Source organism: Nocardioides psychrotolerans (assembly GCF_900113685.1).
Lineage (GTDB): Bacteria > Actinomycetota > Actinomycetes > Propionibacteriales > Nocardioidaceae > Nocardioides > Nocardioides psychrotolerans.
The window spans coordinates 41,261-61,650 of sequence record NZ_FOQG01000006.1 but is presented as its reverse complement, the minus strand read 5'-3'; the positions used below and the strand labels follow the sequence as shown (position 1 = coordinate 61,650).

Genomic DNA, 20,390 nt, shown 5'->3' with positions numbered 1-20,390 from the left:
GGGCCTCACGACCTGCTCTACGCGTCACTCGACGCACGCGGCCGGCCCCACTAGGGCAGGCTGACCCCGTGCACCACATCGGTATCGACCTCGCGTGGGGGGAGCGCCAGCCGACGGGCGTGGCAGTCCTCGACGACGACGCACGCCTGCTGGCACTGGCCGCGGTGCGCACTGACGAGGAGATCGCGGCCGTCCTGGCGCCGTACGCCGACGGCGACTGCCTGGTCGCCATCGACGCACCCCTCATCGTCATCAACCCCACCGGCTCGCGCGCGGCGGAGAAGGCGCTGAGCAAGGACTTCCGCCGCTTCGAGGCCGGGACGCACCCCTCCAACCTCGCCAAGCCGGAGTTCGCCGACGGCACCCGGGGTGCACGCGTCTCGAGCCTGCTCGGCCTCGACATGAACCCGCGCTCGGGCCGCGCCCGGCGCGCGATCGAGGTCTATCCCCACCCCGCCACCGTGGTGCTCTTCGGGCTGCCACGCACGCTGAAGTACAAGGCCAAGGCCGGCCGCGACCTCGAGCTCCTCCGCGGTGAGCTGCTGATCCTGATGACCCACCTCGAGTCCGTCGTGACGACGGAGGTGACCTGGGCCGACCTGCGCGCCCAGGTCGAGACCGCGACCCGCAAGAGCCAGCTGCGCGTCGTCGAGGACCAGGTCGACGCCGTCGTCTGCGCCTACGTCGCGCTCTTCCGCCAGCGCCACCCCGAGCGGGTCACGACCTACGGCGACTTCGAGACCGGCTACATCGTCACGCCGTCGTTGCCCGATGCACACGCCGCGACGCAGGAGTACGCCGCGCAGCAGCCGGCGCTGGTCGAGGCCGGGCAACAGTACGTCGCGCTGGTGACCGCGATCCTCGACGAGGCCGGGATCAACTACCTCAGCGTCAGCGGCCGCACCAAGGGCGTGCAGTCCTTCGCCAAGAAGGCGGCCAAGAACGTCGACGGACAGCTCGTCTATACCGACCCGCTGCGCGAGATCACCGACCAGATCGGCGTCCGGGTCATCACCTACGTGCACAGCGACGTCGACGCGGTCGCCGACCTGCTCGGCGACCAGGTGGTGGTCAAGGACGACCGCGACATGGGGCAGGAGACCGCCAGCCAGGGCCGGTTCGGCTATGCCAGCCGGCACCTGCTCATCGAGCTCGACGCCGTACGCGAGTCCGACCGGGCCTATGCCGCCCTGCGTGGTCGGGTCGCGCAGGTCCAGGTGCGCACCGTGCTGCAGCACGCCTGGGCGGAGTTCGAGCACGACATCCGCTACAAGGGCGATGTGCCCGCGGAGCATGCGTGGGACCTCGACCGCCGCTTCACCCTCGCCGCCGGGCTCCTCGAGCTGGCCGACCGGGAATTCTCCACGATTCGCGAGCGGCTGCGCTCTTCGGGCACTGGGGGCTCTGTGGGTGCGGCGGCCCGCACCGACGAGGTGCCCGACGACCCGCGCATCGACCCGCGCGAGCTCGCGGCCTTCCTCGCCGGCCAGTACGACGACGCCGGCTGGTCGCGCACCGACCACTACGCCTGGATCTCCGGGCTGCTGCTCGAGCTCGGCATCACCTCCCTCGACGAGCTCGCCGAGGTGCTGCGCGCGCTCACCGACGACCTCAACGCGCGCATGGACTACCGCTACCCGCCCGGCGCCGTACGCCGCCTCGACGACGCGCTGCTTGCCGCCTACGCCGAGCGCTACGTTGACCTGCACGGCAACGACCACCGCCGTGACGCGCTCGCGGCCAGGCTGGCCAAGCTGCGGGGCTGAGGCGACTCTTGTAACACGCTGTCCACCCATCTACCCGCGCGCTGCAACGGTCGGGTAGATGCGGTAACGACGTGTTACATGCGCCGAGCCGAGCCGCCCCGCTCGGCTGGACCGCCCCGCTCGACGTACGACGACGCCCGAGGCAGATCCTGACCTTCAGCCAGGGCGCCCACTTATGCCGGGAGGCCAATGCCTGGGCCGAGGGTGCCTACGTGCGCCGACCCACGGGCGTGCCGTTCCGGGTCTCGACCTGACGTCCCTGCGGTGCCCGGGGTCGCTGACCGGCGCCCCCGTAGCGTCGGAGCATGACTCCGGCAGACCTGCTCCAGGACCACTTCATCCGCATCGTCGAGAGCGCCGACGCCCTGCTCGACGGTCTCACCGAGGACCAGCTGGCCCACCGCCCGACCCCGGACGCCAACTCGATCGGCTGGCTGGTGTGGCACCTGGCACGGGTCCAGGACGACCACGTGGCCGCGGTCGCTGGGATCGAGCAGGTCTACACCGCGCAGGGCTACGTCGGGCGTTTCGACCTGCCCTTCGATCCCGCCGAGATCGGCTACGGCCAGGACACCGACGAGGTCGCGCAGGTCCGCGTCGACGCCGACCTGCTGGCCGACTACCTCCACGCGGTCCACGAGCAGACTCATCGCTACCTCTCGACGCTGACGGCCGAGGACCTCGACCGCGTCGTCGACAAGCACTGGGAGCCGCCGGTCACGCTCGGCATGCGCCTGGTGAGCGTCGTCAACGACGACACCCAGCACGTCGGCCAGGCCGCCTACGTGCGGGGGCTGCTGGCTCGCGTCGAGTGACGCATCCGGCATGTCCAGACCCCTGTGGAGCATGCTCTTGGCGTCACTCGACGCCCACGACCTTGGCGCGCAGGAGTTCACTGGACCACATGCGACGCCCCGTTCCCGAGAAGCCCGGACCCGGCCAGGAGTCGGTGTGGGACTACCCGCGACCGCCGGCGCTGGAGACGACCAACGTCAGCATCACCGTGGAGCTCGGCGGCCGCGTGATCGCCCGCACGACGGCGGCCTGGCGGGTGCTCGAGACCAGCCACCCGCCGACGTACTATCTGCCGGCCGAGGCCTTCGAGCCCGGCGTGCTGCGTGAGGTGTCGGGTGCGTCGTGGTGCGAGTGGAAGGGCGAGGCGAGCTACTTCGACCTGGTGTCCGCCGGTCCGCAGGGTGACGTGGTGGCCAGCAAGGCGGCGTGGACCTACCGCACGCCCACGAAGGGCTTCGGGCCGATCGCCGGCGCGATCGCGGTGATGGCGGCAGCCGTCGACCGGTGCACGGTGAACGACGAGGCCGTGCAGCCGCAACCGGGCGGCTTCTACGGCGGGTGGATCACCAGCACGGTCGTCGGGCCGTTCAAGGGGATCCCGGGCTCGATGGGCTGGTGAGGTCCGTCAGGGAAGCGTGCCCATCAGGCGCCGTGCGCCGTCGGGCCACCACTCGCCGGACGTCGGGCCGCCGTTGCACGGACCGTCGGACTCGCCGGGGTTCTTGACCCAGAGCCGGCCGTCGAAGGCGCCCCGGAAGACCAGTCTGGGCGTCGCACCGAGTCGGGCGGCCAGCGGGTTGCAGACGTCGCCGTTCTCCGGGCCCTCCCGCCCGGCGCCGCTGCGGCCGGTGTCGAGGACGTACTTCACGCCCGTCACGCCGATCTTCTTCAGCTCCGCGAGGATCGCGCGGGCGTAGACCACCTCGTCGGGCGTGGCGCGGCTGTTGGCGACGTTGGAGCTGAAGCCGCGGGTGGCGCCGATGCCTGCCTGCTTGAGCAGCAGGGCCATGTGGTCGGGCGCCTGCCAGCCGGAGTGACCGGCGTCGATGTAGACCCATGCGCCCGCGGCCGTCAGCTTCTTGGCGGCGTAGCGGATCAGGCCCACACGGTCGCCGCGACCGGTGCACTGCGGGTTGTCGATGAAGGCCAGCGCGTCCGGCTCGAGCACCACGATCGGCTTGGACCTGGTGAGCCCGGCCGCGGCCTTCGTCACCCAGGAGCGGTAGTAGGCGTCAGTGATCTGCTCGTCCTGCGAGGAGTAGAGCCCGCAGTCGCGGTCGGGGATGTTGTAGATCGTCAGCAGCGGCGTCTTCTTGGCCTTCTGCGCCCGCCCGACATAGCGACGTACGTCGGCCTGGACCGTCGCCGGCTGGTAGTAGTCGGTGATCCACAACGGCTGCGGTCGCTTGCCGATCCGGTCGAACTCCGCGCCCGCCTGGGCGGCCTTCATCAGCGGGTCGACGAAGAGGCCACGCGTACGACGAGGGTCGCTCGCGCGACGCGGCTCCTCTCCTGCTGTTGCTGCTGAGGTGCCGGCCGACTCCGTGCTGGCCGTGCTGGCCGAGCTCGTGGAGGGCGCCACGAGCCGCTCCAGGGCCGCGGAGGACGGGCTGCCCGCGCCGCCCAGCAGGGCGCCGGCCAGCGACAGCGCGGTCATCAGGACCGCGCCGGAGCGCATGGCAGGGACGCGCTTGATCGGGGAGGGCACGGAGCCAGGGTAGGTGGGTCGGCCGCATCGCGCGGCCGCTTCACCCGATCGTCACTGCCCGGCACCAGGAGGAAACCACCACGGCTCAGTGCCTGCTCCCGGTCCACGGCAACGGCAACGTCGACGTCGACGACCACGCCTTCCACGCGACGCGGGCCGACCTCTGTGGCGGGATGTCACGACGCGCCGACTCCGCAGGGCCGTGGCAGGGTGGGCGCGTGACGACGACGACCCTCGCCCTTCCTGCCGCCGCCGACGCCCTCGCCTGGGTGCAGACTCGCGCGAGCGAGGGGATGGACACCGCCCGCCGCCTCGTCGACGCCTTGCGTGCCGCGCCGCCGACCGACACCCTCGACGCGCTGCGGCAGTGGGACGAGATCAGCCTCCAGCTGTCCAACGTCGCGGCGATGGGCTCGCTGCTCAGCAACGTCCACCCCGCCGAGGACGTGCGCGACGCGGCCGAGAAGGCCGAGCAGGACGTGATGAAGCTGATCACCGAGCTGAGCCTCGACCGCGCGCTCTTCGACGTCTTCGCTCCCCTCGATCCGTCCGGGCTGGACGACCAGGCCAGCCGGCTCCTGACCAAGGTGCTCGACGACTTCCGCCGCTCGGGCGTCGACCAGGACGACGGGACCCGCGCCCGCATCACCGCCATCCAGGAGCGCATCACCGAGCTGGACCAGGAGTTCGGCAAGGTGATCCGCGACGACGTGCGCTCGATCCGGGTCGCACCGGAGCGGCTCGACGGGCTGCCGGCCGACTGGCTCGAGGCGCACCCGGCCGGTGAGGCCGGGTTGGTGACGGTCACGACCGACTACCCCGACGTCGTACCGGTCCGGATGTTCGCCCACGACGCCGGCGTGCGACGCGACATCACGATGGCCTTCCTCGACCGCGGCTGGCCGACCAACGACGCGCTGCTGAGGGAGATGTTCGCGCTGCGCCACGAGCTGGCGACGCTGGTCGGCTACGCCGACTGGGCCTCTTATGACGCCGACGTGAAGATGATCGGCACCGGCCCGGCGATCCCCGAGTTCATCGACAAGATCACCGAGGCCGCCGAGGTGCCGATGCGGCGCGACCTGGCGATCCTGATGGCGCGCTTCCGCCAGGACAACCCCGACGCCGAGCACATCACCGGCGCCGACGCGTCCTACTACGAGGAGCTGGTCCGCAAGGAGCAGCTCCAGGTCGACGCGCAGCAGGTGCGCACCTACTTCGACTTCGTCAAGGTGCGCCAGGGTCTCCTCGACGTCACCGGCCGGCTCTTCGACCTGCGCTACGAGCCGGTGCCCGGTGCGGACGTGTGGGCCGACGACGTGACGGCGTACGACGTCTTCGACGCCGGCGTGACCGGCGACAAGCCGATCGGCCGGATCTACCTCGACCTGCACCCGCGCGACGGCAAGTACAAGCACGCCGCCCAGTTCACCCTCACCGACGGCGTGCTCGGCAAGCAGCTGCCCGAGGGTGTCCTGGTCTGCAACTTCGCGCGCGGGCTGATGGAGCATGACCACGTCGTGACGCTCTTCCACGAGTTCGGCCACCTGGTGCACCACGTCCTCGGCGGTCGCGCCGAGTGGACCCGCTTCGCCGGCGTCGCCACCGAGTGGGACTTCGTCGAGGCGCCGAGCCAGATGCTCGAGGAGTGGGCCTGGGACCCAGCGGTCCTCGCGTCCTTCGCGACCGACGCCGCCGGCGAGCCGATCCCGGCCGACCTGGTCGAGCGGATGCGCACCGGCGACGACTTCGGCAAGGCCTACCTCGCGCGCCAGCAGATGTTCTACGCCTCGATGTCCTACTGGTTCCACACCGAGCGGCCCGAGGACCTCACCGCGAAGACCCGGGAGCTCCAGACGCGCTACTCGCCGTTCCCCTACATCGAGAACACCCACATGTTCGCCAGCTTCGGCCACCTCGGTGGCTACAGCTCGGCCTACTACACCTACATGTGGTCGCTGGTCATCGCCAAGGACCTCTTCAGCGCCTTCGACGCCGCTGACCTGTTCGATGTGGGGACGGCCGGGCGCTACCGCGACCTCGTGCTCGCGCCCGGCGGCAGCAAGGACGCGGCCGACCTGGTCGAGGACTTCCTCGGTCGGCCCTACACCTTCGACGCCTACGCCGCCTGGCTCGCCGGCTGATCTGCTTGCTGGTCGACGGGCCGGCGTGACCCTGCGGCTTGCCCGGCGTTGACCGGACATGACGACCGTCCCGGCGTTCCCCAACAGCTCCGCGATCCAGCCGGTCGACCTGCCACGCGCGCTCGCACCGCTGGTGCCCACCTGGCTGTGGCGGCTGACGGTCGTCGCGTCGGCTGCTGGTGGGGTGGGGCTGTCGCTGGCGTCGTACGGCGGCGACGTCCGCACGCTCCCCGTCGCCGCGAGCCTGCTCGTGGCGGTTACCTACACCGGGCTGGCCGTCACGGCCCTGGCTGCACCGCGCGTCGAGGCGACCCTCCTGCGCGGGATGCTCGCGGTGCTGATGGTCGTGGTCGCGGGTGTCCACTCCGTGCTGCTCACCGGTGACTACAGCCCGGGCTGGTCGGTGCTGGTGCACGCGGTGACGCCGGCGCTGGTGGTGGCCGACTACGTGCTGCTGGCCCGCGGGCCGATCCGGCTCTGGCACCCCATCGCCGGACTGGTGCTGCCCGCCGCCTACCTGGTGGCCTACCGGCAGTCCGACCCCGGGTTCTACGGGTTCCTCGAACCGGGTTCTCGCAACGCCGACCTGGTCGTGCCTGGTCTCGCGCTCGTCACCCTCGGCGGCGCGCTGGTCCTGGGCTGGCTCGCCTCGCTGCGCGCCGGTCGGCCCGCCGCTCGCTGATGGCTGCGGCCCGGCGATCGCCGATCGCCGGACGCCGATCGCCGAACGCCGAACGCGGCTGAGCGTGACGCTAGCCCCGACGGTGGCGAGCTGCCGACATCCGGGGGGAGGGAGGTGGACCCGGCCGCTGATGCACGCCCGGCTCGTCGAGCGCCTCCGGCTTGTGTGCGATCGGGTGTCGGCAGATCGCCGAGAAGAGCAAGGACGCCTGGCGTCCGAGCCCCGGATCGGTCTACCCGACCATCCAGCAGCTCGAGGACGAGGGTCTCGTCGAGACCGACGAGGGGCGCGGTCGTCGCGCCCTGCGGCTCACGGCCGAGGGTGCGACGTACGTCGCCGCGCACACCGACGAGCTCGCCGGGGTGTGGGCGCCGTTCGAGCGTCGCGAGAAGGCAGCCGAGGAAAGCGGTGCCGGCGACCTCAAGCCCGAGATCGGCCAGCTCATGGGAGCCGTGTGGCAGATCGTCACCTCCGGCTCCGAGCAGCAGCGCGCGGCCGCCATGGAGGTGCTCGTCGACACCCGCCGCAAGCTCTACGGGATCCTCGCCGACGGCGCCGAGACCGATGTGAGCGACGAGGACGCCGACTGAGCCAGAAGAACTGAGATTGGTTGTCCAGACCAGCGCATGCTCCTCTTCCCCTCCATTGGGGATGCGCCTACGGTCAAGGCGTCAGGCAGGACATGGGGATGTCGACACGCTGGGGGGCGTGAATCTCGGATTCGACAACGGGGGACATTCTCATGAAAAAGCAAACGCGCCTCGGCCTGTTGGCCACCGCGCTCGTCACAATGATGGCCCCGGTCATCGTCATGGGGATGTCAGCGTCCGCCCAGGCGAGCGACTCGCCTCCCTGGAACACCAAGGCGCCCTATCTGAGCATCGGCGCCACCCCGGTCACGTCAGCCAACGAAACCGATCAACTCACCTGCAACAGGGGTGAGTGGCAGGCCGGTGATGGCGACGCGGTCACGCAGTTCGAGTACCGCTACTACCGCGACAGCAGCCTGTTGCTTGGCAGTAGCCAGTACTACACGGTGACGGCGGCCGACAAGGGCCACTCCCTGACCTGCCGCGTGCGCGCGGCCACGGCCGACAGCGACTTCTCGTCGGAGCACACGACCGCTCCGGTCACCGTGGCTGGCAGCACTCCGCCGCCCTCAGGTGATGCGGGTCCGTCCCTGGCTTCCTGGAGCGCGGTCACCGTTACCAAGCCCGGCGGCTTCCTCACCGGCTACGACTCGCTGACCTGTAACACCGGGTGGTGGGACAATGCCGACGACGCGGACGTCTACTACGCCTGGACGCGCGACGGGTCGCCGATCGAAGGGGCCGACGAGGACACCTACCTGACGACGGCGCTCGACAGCCGGGCAAAGATCGCGTGCCTCGTTGCGATGGACAACGGATACGCGACCAGCGGGTTCGCCCAGAGCGCGCCGGTGATGCTGCCGAAGTACAAGGGCACCCCGGTGAACCGTACGGCTCCCACCGTCGGCGGAACCGCAAAGGTCGGCAAGGTGCTCACCTGCAACCCGGGCACCTGGTTCAACGCCAAGACCTACGCCTACCAGTGGTACTACAGCACCAACTCGGCATCGCCGGGCGTTGCCGGGACTGTCTACGCCGGCAAGACCGCCAAGACGCTGACGTTGGTCAGTGGCGACCAGAACTACTACTACTACTGCGCTGTTGCCGCTACGCGGCCTGCAGGGTGGGGGGCTGCCACCTCGTCGTACGTGACAAGCAGCAGCCGCTCCGGTCTGGTTGCGCCCTAGTCATAGCGATCCCGTTCGCTTGACCACAACCTGGTCGGTCGGCACCTTCTGGTGCCGGCCGGCCAGGTTTCGGCTTTTCCGGAGCTAGGGTCGGCTCGTGACGACACCCTCCTTCGAGCTCGGCCCCGACCACCTCGAGCTGAAGTCCTGGCTCCACGAGTTCGCCGCGGAGGTGATCCGACCGGCGGCCCACGAGTGGGACGAGCGCGAGGAATTCCCCTGGCCGGTGCTCGAGGAGGCCGCCAAGGTCGGCATCTACTCCCTCGACTTCTTCGCCACGCAGAGCTTCGACACCACCGGCCTGGGCATCCCGGTCGCGATGGAGGAGCTCTTCTGGGGTGACGCGGGCATCGGCCTGGCCATCGTCGGCACGGCGCTCGCCGCTGCCGGCGTCTCCTCCAACGGCACGCCCGAGCAGGTCGGTGAGTGGGTGCCGCAGATGTTCGGCGAGCCCGGCGACCTCAAGCTCGGGGCGTTCTGCTCCTCCGAGCCCGACGCGGGCAGCGACGTGGGTGCGATGCGCACCCGCGCCCGCTACGACGAGGCGAGCGACGAGTGGGTCATCAACGGCACGAAGACCTGGGCCACCAACGGCGGGCTGGCCGACGTGCACGTCGTCACCGCCGTGGTCGACCCCGACCTGCGCACCCGCGGCCAGGCCAGCTTCGTCGTACCTCCCAACACCTTGGGGCTCTCCCAGGGCCAGAAGTTCGCCAAGCACGGCATCCGCGCCTCCCACACCGCCGAGGTCGTCCTCGACAACGTGCGCGTGCCTGGCCGCTGCCTGCTCGGCGGCAAGGAGAAGCTCGACGCGCGCATGGCGCGGGCCCGTGAGGGCGCGAGCTCGAGCGGCAACGCCTCGATGGCGACCTTCGAGCGCACTCGTCCGGCGGTCGGCGCCCAGGCGATCGGCATCGCGCGTGCGGCCTACGAGGTGGCCCTCGACTACGCGAAGACCCGCGAGCAGTTCGGCAAGCCGATCATCGAGAACCAGGCGATCGCCTTCGCGCTGGCCGACATGGCGACGCAGATCGAGGCGGCACGGCTGATGGTGTGGCGCGCCGCGTGGATGGCCAGCCAGGGCAAGCGTTTCGACAAGGCCGAGGGCTCCATGTCCAAGCTCTTCGCCGGTGAGACCGCCGTGCGCGTCACCGAGAAGGCGATGCAGATCCTCGGCGGCAACGGCTTCACGCGTGAATACCCCGTCGAGCGGATGGCCCGCGACGCCAAGATCTACACGATCTTCGAGGGCACCTCGGAGATCCAACGCCTCGTCATCGCCCGGACGATCTCGGGCGCTCCCATCCGCTGACCCGCCGATGACCCGCCGGTTAGCGAGCGTACGGCGCCTCCTCGGACGCGATGATCGAGCGGCCGATGGCCACCGGGGAGACGGGGGGAGCCGCAGGTCGCGGACCCGGATCGCGGGCTGGTCGGGGCTGGTCGTCGTGTCCAGGACGTCACGCTCCCGCGTCGCCGCCCGCCGCCGCAGCGCTCAGCCTAGCGCCGGCGCCACGACCTCGCTGATCAGCCGCAGGCTCTCCCAGGACGGCTCGGGAGGCAGCCCGCCGCACAGCGGATGACACGTGATCAGCCGGATCTCACGGCTGCGGCAACGGCTGACGAGCACGTCGGGGGTGAGCACGACGTAGACCCCGGCCGCGCGCATCTCCGCCACGCTCGACGAGTCGTCGCGCACGAACGACGTCACCTGGCCACCACCGGAGCCGTTCGACGAGCGCCACGCCTGGTAGCCCTGCGCATCGGCCAGCAGGTGGTGGCCGAAGCGCGCCCAGAACGCGTCGGGGTCCTCGGCGCAGAACACGTTGGCCGGGCCGCGCGGGGGCATCATCGCCATGCCCGGCTCCCGCCCGAGCGCCCGGCACTCCTCGACATAGAGATCCTTCAAGGCACGGTCGGCGTCCTGCGGCTGGAAGTGCAGCCCGAGCCGCGCGGCCCGCTTCGCCGCGGCCGGTGAGCCGCCTCCGTAGAACAGCACCGGGTGCGGCTGGCTGTAGGGCGTGGGGGTCACGCGCACCGTCCGCCCGTCGTGCTCGAAGGGCTCACCGGTCCAGGCCTGCTGCAGCACGCGGACGGCGGTCTCGATGTCGCGACCACGCGTGGCCCACGGGCGCCCGAACGCGTCGTACTCCTCCCGGCGATAGCCCAGCCCGATCGTGTAGGTCACGCGTCCACCGCTGAGGTGGTCGAGCACCGCGATCTCCTCGGCGACGCGCACCGGGTCGTAGAGGTTGAGCAGCAGCGCCGACACCGCGATCGAGATCGTGCTGGTGCGCGCCGCCATCGCGGCGGCGACCGGGATCGGGCTGGGCAGGTAGCCGTCGTCGGAGCCGTGGTGCTCGGAGAGCATGAGGGCCGCGTGGCCGTGCTCCTCGGCGTACGCCGCCTGGTCGAGGGCGCGCGCGAACAGCTCGCGCCTGGTGGCGGGATCGGCGCCCGGGGCGCGGAAGTCGAAGCGGGTGACGACAGCGGTCATGTCGTGAGCCAACCAGAAAACTGGAACAGGTTCTAGGTGGCCGACGTGGCGATCGCGCGGTTGACCCAGGTGGAGGTGACGACCATGCCGACCGACTCGTAGAGCCCGAGCGCGCCCGTGCGTGAGTCGGTCGAGAGCGTCGAGCGCAGGGCGCCCCGCTCGCGGCCGGCGTCGAAGGCGTCGACGAGCAGCGCCTGGGCGAGCCCACGACCGCGCTGGTCGGCGCGGGTGGCGAGCCGGTCGACGAACGCCTCGCCCTCCTCGGTCAGCAGCACCAGCGCCAGGGCGACGACGTCGCCAGCCGGGTCGGTGACGACGCGGAGGTTCCACGGCGCGAAGCCGGGCCGCTGGGTCACGGAGGCCTGCCAGTCGGCGAAGTCCTGACGCTCGCGCTCGGACCACTCGAGGAACGCGTCCTCGTTGAGCGTCCAGACTGCCTCGTGGTCGGACCCGGTCGCCTCCCGCAGCGCGTAGCCCTGTGGCAGCGGTCGCTCGGGGATGCTGGCCCCGACCGGGAGCGAGAGCACCCAGCTGGTCCAGCGCACCCGATAGCCCAGCGCCTCCAGCAGCCGGTCGCCCGCGGACCCCTGGGGCACGGGCATGCCGATGAGGGGTGTGCCCCGCTCGCCAGCCCGCTCGCGCATCCACCGCGCCAGCGCCGTGCCGATCCCGCGGCCGCGGTGGTCGGGGTGCACCGCCGCGTCGCCCCGGTCGCCGCCGCTGACCTCGGCGTAGCCCACGAGGACGTCGCCGTCGAAGACGCCCACCGAGCCCTGCGTGACGTCGTACGACGGCCGCTGCCAGTCGGCCACGATGTCGGCCTCCTCGATGACGACCTCCCCGACGTCGTGGAGCTCCTGGGCCGCCATGACAGCGGTGACGGCGGAGGCGTCGCCCAGGGTCAGCGCGCGGTGCGTGAGGCCGGACGGCAGGTCGAGAGCTGCAGGCATGGCGCCATCGAAGCAGGAAATGCACCGCGGGGCCGCCGGTTTTCCCGGTGGCCCCGCAGGGTCGATCGTCGGCGGCTCCCTGGGGGGAGCGGGCGATCAGGCGTTCTGGATGGCCGAGATGTCGAAGTCGAGCTTGATCTTCTCCGAGACGAGGACGCCACCGGTCTCGAGGGCAGCGTTCCAGGAGAGGTCCCAGTCCTTGCGGTTGATGGTGGTCTCGCCCTCGAAGCCGACGCGCAGGTTGCCGAAGGGGTCGCGCGCGGAGCCGGTCTGGTCGAAGACGATGGTGACGGGCTTCGAGGTGCCCTTGATCACGAGGTCACCGGTGATGGACCAGTCGTCGCCGTCGCGGGAGACGTGGGTGGAGGTGAAGGTGATCTCGGGGTTCTCGTCGGCGCCGAAGAAGTCACCGGAGGTGAGGTGGCCGTCGCGGTCGGGGCTGCCGGTGCTGACGCTGGCGGTCTGGATGACCAGCGAGACGGTGGAGGAGGCCGGGGTGGTGGCATCGATGTGCGCGGTGCCGGAGAAGTCGGCGAAGTGCCCGCGGACCTTGCTCACCATCGCGTGGCGCGCGGTGAAACCGAGGCGCGAGTGGCTCGGGTCGATCGTGTAGTCGCCGGTGATGTCGGTGATCGCGGTGGTGGCGGCGTCGAAGTCGGTGGTCATGGGGGCTCCTCGGTTGTCAGGGGGTGTTGGTTGAACTGTCAACCACTGTAACCGGACCCCCGTCCGGTTTCATTCCCGTGGAGCCGAACTTTTCCCGGACCGACCTCAGCGGAAGGCCGACGCGCCCGTGACGGCCTGCCCGATGACGAGCTGGTGGACCTCCGAGGTGCCCTCGTAGGTGAGCACCGACTCGAGGTTGTTGGCGTGGCGCATCAGCGGGTAGTCGAGGGTGATGCCGGCCGCGCCCAGGACCGTGCGGCACTCCCGCGCGATGGCCAGCGCCTCGCGGGTGTTGTTGAGCTTGCCGATGCTGATCGCGGCGGGCTCGACGTGCCCGGCGTCCTTGAGCCGCCCCAGGTGCAGTGCGAGCAGCATCCCCTTGCCGAGCTCGACGGTCATGTCGGCGAGCTTGGCCTGGGTGAGCTGGTAGGCCGCGAGCTGCTTGTCGAAGATCTCCCGCTCCCGCGCGTAGGCGATCGTGGTCTCCAGGCAGTCGCGGGCGGCGCCGATCGAGCCGAAGATGATGCCGAAGCGGGCCTCCGTGAGGCACGACAGCGGACCCGCCAGCCCGCGGGCGTGGGGGAGCACGGCATCGGCCGGCAGGCGCACGTCGTCCATCGCCAGCTCGGAGGTGACCGACGCGCGCAGCGACATCTTGTGCTTGATCGTGGTCGCGCTGAAACCGGCCGTGTCGGTGGGCACGACGAAGCCGCGGACCTTGTCCTCGGTCTGGGCCCACACGACCGCGACGTCGGCGACCGAGCCGTTGGTGATCCACATCTTGTTGCCGGTCAGGACCCAGTCGCCGCCGGCGTCCTGGCGCGCCCGGGTGCGCATGCCGCCGGGGTTGGAGCCGAAGTCGGGCTCGGTCAGGCCGAAGCAGCCGATCGCCTCGCCCGTGGCCATGCGTGGCAGCCAGGCGTCCTTCTGCTCCTCCGAGCCGTGGGCGTAGATCGCCTGCATCGCCAGCGAGCTCTGCACCGAGGCGATGGAGCGCAGGCCGGAGTCGCCGGCCTCCAGCTCCATGCAGGCCAGGCCGTACGCCGTGGCGCTGGTGCCCGCGCAGCCGTAGCCCTCGAGCTTCATCCCGAGCAGGCCGAGCTTGCCGAACTCCAGGGCGAGCTCGCGCACGGGGACCTCGCCGGTCTCGTACCAGTCGGCGATCTCGGGCCGGAGCCGGTCGTCCACGAAGGAGCGGACGGTGTCGCGGATCGCGCGGTCCTCGGCGCTGATCAGCGAGTCGGTGTCGAGCAGGGCGAGGGGGGCAAGAGGAGCGCTCACCATCCCATCATGACCCAGCCGTGATCAGCCAGGGTTCAGCCAGGGGTTCAGGCGGCGTGGTGGATCTGGACGGACGTGGCGGCGGTGGCGACCGCGACGTCGCTGGCGCGAAGCCAGCAGGACTCCATCACGGTGCGACCGGTTGGGGTGCGGACCGGGATCCAGCGCATGACGAGCGGCTGGCGGGGCTGGACGGTCATCTGGGATTCGTACATGAGACACCTCGTGTTCATCTTGTGTTCACCCAGAATAACATTTCCCCACAACGCCACCTGGTGATCGGGAGAATTCGGTTCAGACGCACCACCTGGAGGCCTGAGGAGGCCTCAGATCGGGTCAGTTGCTCCACTGGCCATCCGCACCCGGACCAGCCGGGCCGCCTCGCGTGCCTCGTCGGCAAACAACCGCACCTCGTGCACCTCGCGCACCATGCCACGCCCGGTCCCGCTCCGGGCAGGCGGATGATGATTGCCCATCATCTGCCCGATTGCGGGCAGGAAGTTGCGATATACAGCAGATTGGACGCACGATCCTCCTCGTGACGACCGATCCGGACCTCGTGGCCCACGTGGCGGCGAGCACCGGTCTCACGCCCGCCGAAGCCGCGCGGGTGGTCGAGGACGTGCTGGCGTTCCACGCCGAGCCGGTCGAGGACTACGTGCGACGTCGGCACACCGAGCTCAAGACCTATGGAGCGAGGAACCCCGAGATCTTCACCCGCATCGCCGAGGAGCTGGCCGACCGCGTGGTCGCCGCTCCCCGACTCACCGAGCGGCAGCTGCGCCGCGTCATCTACGGATAGAAGGAGCCAGCACATGTGCGGCATCGTCGGCTACATCGGCACCCAGCAGGCAGCACCCCTGCTGCTGGAGGGCCTGGCCCGGCTGGAGCACCGCGGCTACGACTCGGCGGGCCTGGCGGTCCTCGGCTCCGGGCTGCGGGTGGCCAAGAAGGCGGGACGCGTCCGTGACCTCGGCGCCGACCTGCCCAAGCGCTTCACCGGCAAGGCCGGCATCGGGCACACCCGGTGGGCGACCCACGGCGCGGCCAACGACCTCAACGCCCACCCCCACGTCGACGCCAAGGGCGACGTGGCGGTCGTGCACAACGGCATCATCGACAACGCCGCGACCGTGCGCCAGCAGCTCACCGACGACGGCGTCGACCTGGCGAGCGACACCGACTCCGAGGTACTGGCCCACCTGATCGCGCGCTCCTCCGCCGACACCCTGGAGGAGCGGGTCGCCGAGGCGCTCGCCGCGATCGAGGGGACCTACGGCATCGCGGTGCTGCACGCCGACTTCCCCGACCGCATCGTGGTGGCCCGCAACGGCAGCCCGCTGATCATCGGCGTGGGCGACAAGGAGATGCACGTCGCCTCGGACCTGGGGGCCCTGGTCCGCTACACGACCACCGTCGCCCACCTCGACGACGGCGAGATGGCGACCCTGACCGCGACCGGCTTCACGACCTACCGCCACGACCTCACCCGCATCGCCCGCGAGGCCGAGCACGTCGACGTCGACCCCGCGGCGTACGACGCAGGCGAGCACGACTCGTTCATGCGCAAGGAGATGCTCGAGCAGCCCTCCGCGGCCGAGCGGGTGCTGCGCGGTCGCCTCGACGAGCGCTTCGGCACCGGGCACCTGGGCGGCCTCGACATGGACGCCCGGGAGACCCGCGCGATCAAGCGGGTCAAGATCCTCGGTTGCGGGTCCGCCTACTACGTGGGCCAGATGGGCGCCTCGCTCGTCGAGGAGCTCGCGCGCATCCCCGCGGACGCGGAGGCGGCCAGCGAGTTCCGCTACCGCAACCCGGTCATCGAGCCCGACACGCTCTACGTGGCGGTGAGCCAGTCGGGGGAGACCATCGACACCCTGCTGGCCGTGCAGGAGATCCGCCGCAAGGGCGGGCGGGTCATCGGCCTGGTCAACGTCGTGGGCAGCGCGATCGCGCGTGAGTGCGATGGCGGCATCTACCTCCACGCCGGGCCCGAGGTCGCGGTCGCGAGCACCAAGGCGCTGACCAACATGTTCCTCGGCTTCGCGCTGCTCGCGCTCCAGCTCGGTCGCGTGCGCGACCTCTCGATCGCCGACGGGAAGCGGCTCATCGCCGGGCTGTCCCGCCTGCCCGAGCAGATCCAGGAGATCCTCGACGGTGAGGAGGCCCTCGCCGCGCTGGCCACCGACCTCGCTGGTGCCGAGTCGCTCTTCTTCGTCGGCCGCGTCCGCGGCTTCCCGGTGGCCCGGGAGGGCGCCCAGAAGTTCAAGGAGATCAGCTACCGCCACGCCGAGGCCTACCAGACCTCAGAGCTCAAGCACGGGCCGCTGGCGCTGATCTCGCCCGAGGTCCCGACCATCGCGATCGTGCCGGCCGACGAGCTGACCGACCGCAACGTGGCCGCCCTGCACGAGATCGCCGCGCGCGGGGGCCCGCTGGTGGTCCTCACCCACGCCGACGTCGACCTGGGCGAGGTGCCCTGTCGGCGGATCGACGTGCCGCGAAGCGAGCGCGAGCTGGACCCGATCCTGCTCACGATCCCGCTCCAGCTCCTGGCCTTCCACGCCGCCCAGGTCCTCGGCCACGACATCGACAAGCCCCGCAACCTCGCCAAGAGCGTCACGGTGGAGTGATCCCCCGGTGGGTGGGTAGGACTCGCCGCATGAGTCGCTCCGTCCGAGGGCTCGAGGCCGCCGAGGACGGCGTACGGCCGAAGTGACCAACGCCTCCGCGCCAAGGAAATGGGTGCGGAGTCACACAACCACTACCGTCGTACCGTGAGCACCGAAGAGACCGAAGCCGTCCACACGCCTACCTTTGCTGAGCTCGGCCTCGGCGAATCGGTCCTGAAGGCACTCAAGGACGTCGGATACGAGAGCCCCTCGGCCATCCAGGCCGCCACCATCCCGCCGCTGCTGGCAGGCAAGGACATGGTCGGACTGGCCCAGACGGGCACCGGCAAGACGGCCGCGTTCGCGCTGCCGATCCTCGACCGGCTCGACGTCAAGCAGAAGAAGCCGCAGGCCCTCGTGCTCGCCCCGACCCGTGAGCTCGCACTCCAGGTCTGCGAGGCGTTCGAGAAGTACGCCGCCCACACCCGCGGCGTCCACGTCCTGCCGGTCTACGGCGGCCAGGCCTACGGCGTCCAGCTCAGCGCTCTGCGTCGCGGCGTGCACATCGTCGTCGGCACCCCCGGCCGGATCATGGACCACCTCGAGAAGGGCACGCTCGACCTGAGCGAGCTGCGCTTCCTGGTGCTCGACGAGGCCGACGAGATGCTCAACATGGGCTTCGCCGACGACGTCGAGACGATCCTCGCCGACACCCCCGACACCAAGCAGGTCGCGCTGTTCTCCGCGACCATGCCGCCGCAGATCCGCCGTCTGTCGAAGAAGTACCTCAACGAACCGGTCGAGATCACGGTCAAGAACAAGACCACCACGTCGGCCAACACCACGCAGCGCTACCTCGTCTGCAGCTACCCGCAGAAGGTCGACGCCCTCACCCGCATCCTCGAGGTCGAGAACTTCGAGGGCATGATCGTCTTCGTCCGCACGAAGAACGAGACCGAGACGCTGGCCGAGAAGCTCCGGGCCCGTGGCTTCTCCGCCACCGCCATCAACGGCGACATCGCCCAGGTGCAGCGCGAGCGCACGGTCAACCAGCTCAAGTCCGGCAAGCTCGACATCCTCGTCGCGACCGACGTCGCCGCACGCGGGCTCGACGTCGACCGGATCAGCCACGTCGTCAACTACGACATCCCCACCGACACCGAGTCCTACGTCCACCGCATCGGTCGCACCGGTCGCGCGGGGCGCAAGGGCGACGCCATCTCGTTCGTGACGCCACGCGAGCAGTACCTCCTCAAGCACATCGAGCGGGCCACGCGCCAGCCGCTCACCAAGATGTCGCTGCCGACCGCGGAGGACGTCAACGTCACGCGCCTCGCGCGCTTCGACGACCAGATCACCACGGCGCTGAGCTCGGAGTCGGTCCCGTTCTTCCGTGACGTCGTCACGCACTACATGCGCGAGCACGACGTGCCCGAGGTGGACGTCGCCGCTGCGCTGGCGATCGTGCTGCAGGGGGACACCCCGCTGTTGCTCGACCCCGCCGTCGAGCGTCGCGCCGCCCAGAAGGAGCGCGAGAAGAGCACCCGCCCGGACCGCCCCGAGCGTGGCGACCGGCCCCAGCGGGGAGAGCGCCCCGAGCGGCGCCCCCGCGGCAACCCGGACGTGCCGATGGCGACCTACCGGATCAACGTCGGCAAGCGCCACAAGATCGAGCCCCGCCAGATCGTGGGCGCCATCGCCAACGAGGGCGGCCTGAGCCGTGGCGACTTCGGCCACATCCAGATCCGGCCCGACTTCTCGCTCGTCGAGCTGCCGGCCGACCTGCCCACCGAGGTCTGGAAGAAGCTCGAGTCCACCCGGATCAGCGGCAAGCTCATCGAGCTCAGCGAGGACGGCGGCCCGACGCGTTCGACGCGCCCCGCCGCTGCCGACGCCGGCGGTGGCGCCGGTGACGGCGACAGTGACGCTGATGGCGACCGCCCGTTCAAGAAGCCGCGGCACAAGAAGGCCTGATCTCCGGCCTGCCGGTCGCGGCCCGGTCGTCACTCGGCGCCGTTCACGCCGGCGCCGGGTGCCCGATCACCAGCAGGTCGCCGCCGCAGGAGCACGATGACGTCGTACTCGTGCTGCTTCATCTGTGCATCTCCTCGTCGTCAGACTTGTCTCTGGGATGAGGAGGTGGCTTCATGTTGACATGAAGTCAAGCCGCGACGTCGATCTCTCCGTCGGGGAGCTGGCGGCCCGCTTCCAGATGGCCACGCACGTGCTTCGCCACTGGGAGGACGTGGGGCTCCTGACACCGCGTCGGGACGGCTCCGGTCGGCGCCGCTACGGGCGGGGCGACGTTTTCCGGGTGGCGACCATCGTGCGCAGCAAGGCCGCCGGGATGACCCTGGAGCAGATCCAGGTGCTGCTCGACGCGGAGGCCCACGATCGGCACCAGGTGCTGACGGCCCACGTCGAGGAGCTCGACCGGCGCATGGCCGAGATGGAGCGCTCGCGGGAGATGACCCTGCACGCCTTGGCGTGTCGGGCCCACGACGTCGCGGCGTGCCCACACTTCCGCTCGTTCGTCGACGACCTGGTCGACGGCACGGTCGAGGGGTTTCCCGTCTATGCGACGTCGCATCCACCGCGCAGGATGTGACTGCGCCACAGCGGTGACGCCCGTCACGCTCCCGGAGGTCTCACGTGTCCCCACGTCCCGTCACCCGCCTGCTCGCCGTGTTGTCCGCGCTCGCCGCGGCCGCAACCGTCGGCGTCGTCGTCGGCCCGGCCCCGGCCGCCCGCGCTGCGGGTCCGTCGTACGTCGCCCTCGGTGACTCCTACTCCTCGGGGACGGGCACCCGCTCGTACGCCGACGACGGGACCTCCTGCCAGCGCTCGGCCTACGCGTTCCCGAGCCTGGTCGCGGCACAGAAGGGCTATGCGCTCAGCCTGAGCGCGTGTGCTGGCGCGACGACCGCGACGGTGACCAACAGCCAGCTGGGTGCCCTGAGCGGGACGACGCGCTTCGTCACGATCTCGGTGGGGGGCAACGACGCCGGCTTCGCTGACGTGCTGACCGAGTGCGCGACGCCGTGGTGGGCAGGCAACTGCGACGCCGCGGTCGACACGGCCCAGGCGTTCGTCAGGAACACGTTGCCCGGGCGCCTCGCGACGCTCTACGCAGCGATCCGCAGTCGGGCGAGCGTCGCGAAGGTCGTCGTGGTCGGCTATCCGCGGGTCTTCATGGGCGAGGACTGCAACGCCGGCACGTGGTTCGCCCCCGCCGAGCAGACGCGGCTCAATCAGACCGCCGACCAGCTCAACGCCGCGCTCGCCGCGGCCGCCCAGGCCCGTGGCTTCTCCTTCGCCAACCCCACCGGTCGGTTCGTCGGCCACGCCGTGTGCGACAGCCCCGAGTGGCTCAACGGGCTGTCCAGCCCGGTCGGCGAGAGCTACCACCCCAACCGGGTCGGCCACGCCTCCGGCTACGTGCCGCTCGTCAGCGCGCTGCTGGGCTGAAGCCGACCTCCGCAACGGCGTCGGCGACCGACGTCAACGACCGG

20 protein-coding genes are annotated in these 20,390 nt (G+C 70.6%); 14 read left to right on the top strand and 6 right to left on the bottom strand.

Features of this window, described 5'->3' with window-relative positions:
* Window positions 1–68 precede the first annotated feature (68 nt).
* From BM204_RS08955 to BM204_RS08940, 4 genes are all read left to right on the top strand, one after another.
* A complete protein-coding gene (locus BM204_RS08955) occupies window positions 69–1,766 on the top strand; it encodes a DUF429 domain-containing protein (RefSeq protein WP_091112246.1) in 1,698 nt (565 codons plus the stop codon).
* 71 nt (window positions 1,767–1,837) lie between these two features.
* Window positions 1,838–2,020, top strand: a complete 183-nt coding sequence (locus BM204_RS08950; protein WP_091112243.1) for a hypothetical protein — start codon at window positions 1,838–1,840, stop codon at window positions 2,018–2,020.
* A 51-nt stretch (window positions 2,021–2,071) separates the two neighbouring features.
* Entirely contained in the window at window positions 2,072–2,581 is a 510-nt protein-coding gene (locus BM204_RS08945) for a mycothiol transferase (RefSeq protein ID WP_091112241.1), read from the top strand.
* 89 nt (window positions 2,582–2,670) lie between these two features.
* On the top strand, window positions 2,671–3,180 hold the full coding sequence (locus BM204_RS08940; protein WP_091112238.1) for a DUF427 domain-containing protein: 510 nt from the start codon (window positions 2,671–2,673) through the stop codon (window positions 3,178–3,180).
* A gap of 6 nt (window positions 3,181–3,186) precedes the next feature.
* On the opposite strand, the gene BM204_RS08935 is transcribed toward BM204_RS08940, so the two are convergent.
* Window positions 3,187–4,269, bottom strand: a complete 1,083-nt coding sequence (locus BM204_RS08935) for a glycoside hydrolase family 6 protein (protein ID WP_091112237.1) — start codon at window positions 4,267–4,269, stop codon at window positions 3,187–3,189.
* Window positions 4,270–4,487: 218 nt separating this feature from the next.
* Between BM204_RS08935 and BM204_RS08930 the strand changes: the two genes are divergently transcribed.
* From BM204_RS08930 to BM204_RS08910, 5 genes are all read left to right on the top strand, one after another.
* The gene (locus BM204_RS08930) at window positions 4,488–6,413 is read left to right on the top strand and encodes a M3 family metallopeptidase (protein ID WP_246166517.1); all 1,926 of its coding nucleotides are present in this window, start codon (window positions 4,488–4,490) and stop codon (window positions 6,411–6,413) included.
* Between the two features lie 58 nt (window positions 6,414–6,471).
* A complete protein-coding gene (locus BM204_RS08925; protein ID WP_091112233.1) occupies window positions 6,472–7,095 on the top strand; it encodes a hypothetical protein in 624 nt (207 codons plus the stop codon).
* 161 nt (window positions 7,096–7,256) lie between these two features.
* Window positions 7,257–7,685 carry a PadR family transcriptional regulator gene (locus BM204_RS08920; protein ID WP_091112231.1) on the top strand — a complete coding sequence of 143 codons (429 nt, stop codon included), beginning with the start codon at window positions 7,257–7,259 and terminating at the stop codon, window positions 7,683–7,685.
* A 152-nt stretch (window positions 7,686–7,837) separates the two neighbouring features.
* Window positions 7,838–8,872, top strand: coding sequence for a hypothetical protein (locus BM204_RS08915; protein ID WP_143099698.1), 1,035 nt, complete (start codon window positions 7,838–7,840; stop codon window positions 8,870–8,872).
* Between the two features lie 97 nt (window positions 8,873–8,969).
* Window positions 8,970–10,184 (top strand): acyl-CoA dehydrogenase family protein, encoded by a 1,215-nt coding sequence (locus tag BM204_RS08910; protein WP_091112227.1) that lies wholly within the window; start codon window positions 8,970–8,972, stop codon window positions 10,182–10,184.
* Window positions 10,185–10,367: 183 nt separating this feature from the next.
* On the opposite strand, the gene BM204_RS08905 is transcribed toward BM204_RS08910, so the two are convergent.
* The 5 genes from BM204_RS08905 to BM204_RS22615 form a co-directional block, all read right to left on the bottom strand.
* Complete coding sequence (locus BM204_RS08905; protein ID WP_091112225.1) at window positions 10,368–11,369, bottom strand: LLM class flavin-dependent oxidoreductase; 1,002 nt, start codon at window positions 11,367–11,369, stop codon at window positions 10,368–10,370.
* Window positions 11,370–11,401: 32 nt separating this feature from the next.
* The gene (locus BM204_RS08900) at window positions 11,402–12,319 is read right to left on the bottom strand and encodes a GNAT family N-acetyltransferase (protein ID WP_091112223.1); all 918 of its coding nucleotides are present in this window, start codon (window positions 12,317–12,319) and stop codon (window positions 11,402–11,404) included.
* A gap of 96 nt (window positions 12,320–12,415) precedes the next feature.
* A complete protein-coding gene (locus tag BM204_RS08895; RefSeq protein ID WP_091112221.1) occupies window positions 12,416–12,985 on the bottom strand; it encodes a YceI family protein in 570 nt (189 codons plus the stop codon).
* 105 nt (window positions 12,986–13,090) lie between these two features.
* Window positions 13,091–14,266 carry an acyl-CoA dehydrogenase family protein gene (locus tag BM204_RS08890; protein ID WP_371863266.1) on the bottom strand — a complete coding sequence of 392 codons (1,176 nt, stop codon included), beginning with the start codon at window positions 14,264–14,266 and terminating at the stop codon, window positions 13,091–13,093.
* 47 nt (window positions 14,267–14,313) lie between these two features.
* Window positions 14,314–14,466 (bottom strand): hypothetical protein, encoded by a 153-nt coding sequence (locus BM204_RS22615; RefSeq protein ID WP_170259280.1) that lies wholly within the window; start codon window positions 14,464–14,466, stop codon window positions 14,314–14,316.
* Between the two features lie 338 nt (window positions 14,467–14,804).
* On the opposite strand from BM204_RS22615, the gene BM204_RS08885 reads away from it, so the two are divergent.
* The 5 genes from BM204_RS08885 to BM204_RS08865 all read left to right on the top strand — a co-directional run bounded on the left by BM204_RS08885 (window position 14,805) and on the right by BM204_RS08865 (window position 20,346).
* Entirely contained in the window at window positions 14,805–15,068 is a 264-nt protein-coding gene (locus BM204_RS08885) for an HU family DNA-binding protein (protein WP_091112215.1), read from the top strand.
* A gap of 13 nt (window positions 15,069–15,081) precedes the next feature.
* Window positions 15,082–16,899: a glutamine--fructose-6-phosphate transaminase (isomerizing) gene (gene glmS / locus BM204_RS08880; RefSeq protein ID WP_091112214.1), complete on the top strand. Its 1,818-nt coding sequence runs from the start codon at window positions 15,082–15,084 to the stop codon at window positions 16,897–16,899.
* Between the two features lie 144 nt (window positions 16,900–17,043).
* Window positions 17,044–18,852: a DEAD/DEAH box helicase gene (locus BM204_RS08875; protein WP_246166515.1), complete on the top strand. Its 1,809-nt coding sequence runs from the start codon at window positions 17,044–17,046 to the stop codon at window positions 18,850–18,852.
* Between the two features lie 181 nt (window positions 18,853–19,033).
* The gene (locus BM204_RS08870) at window positions 19,034–19,486 is read left to right on the top strand and encodes a MerR family transcriptional regulator (protein ID WP_091112635.1); all 453 of its coding nucleotides are present in this window, start codon (window positions 19,034–19,036) and stop codon (window positions 19,484–19,486) included.
* A 44-nt stretch (window positions 19,487–19,530) separates the two neighbouring features.
* Window positions 19,531–20,346 carry an SGNH/GDSL hydrolase family protein gene (locus BM204_RS08865; protein WP_091112210.1) on the top strand — a complete coding sequence of 272 codons (816 nt, stop codon included), beginning with the start codon at window positions 19,531–19,533 and terminating at the stop codon, window positions 20,344–20,346.
* Window positions 20,347–20,390: the final 44 nt, after the last annotated feature.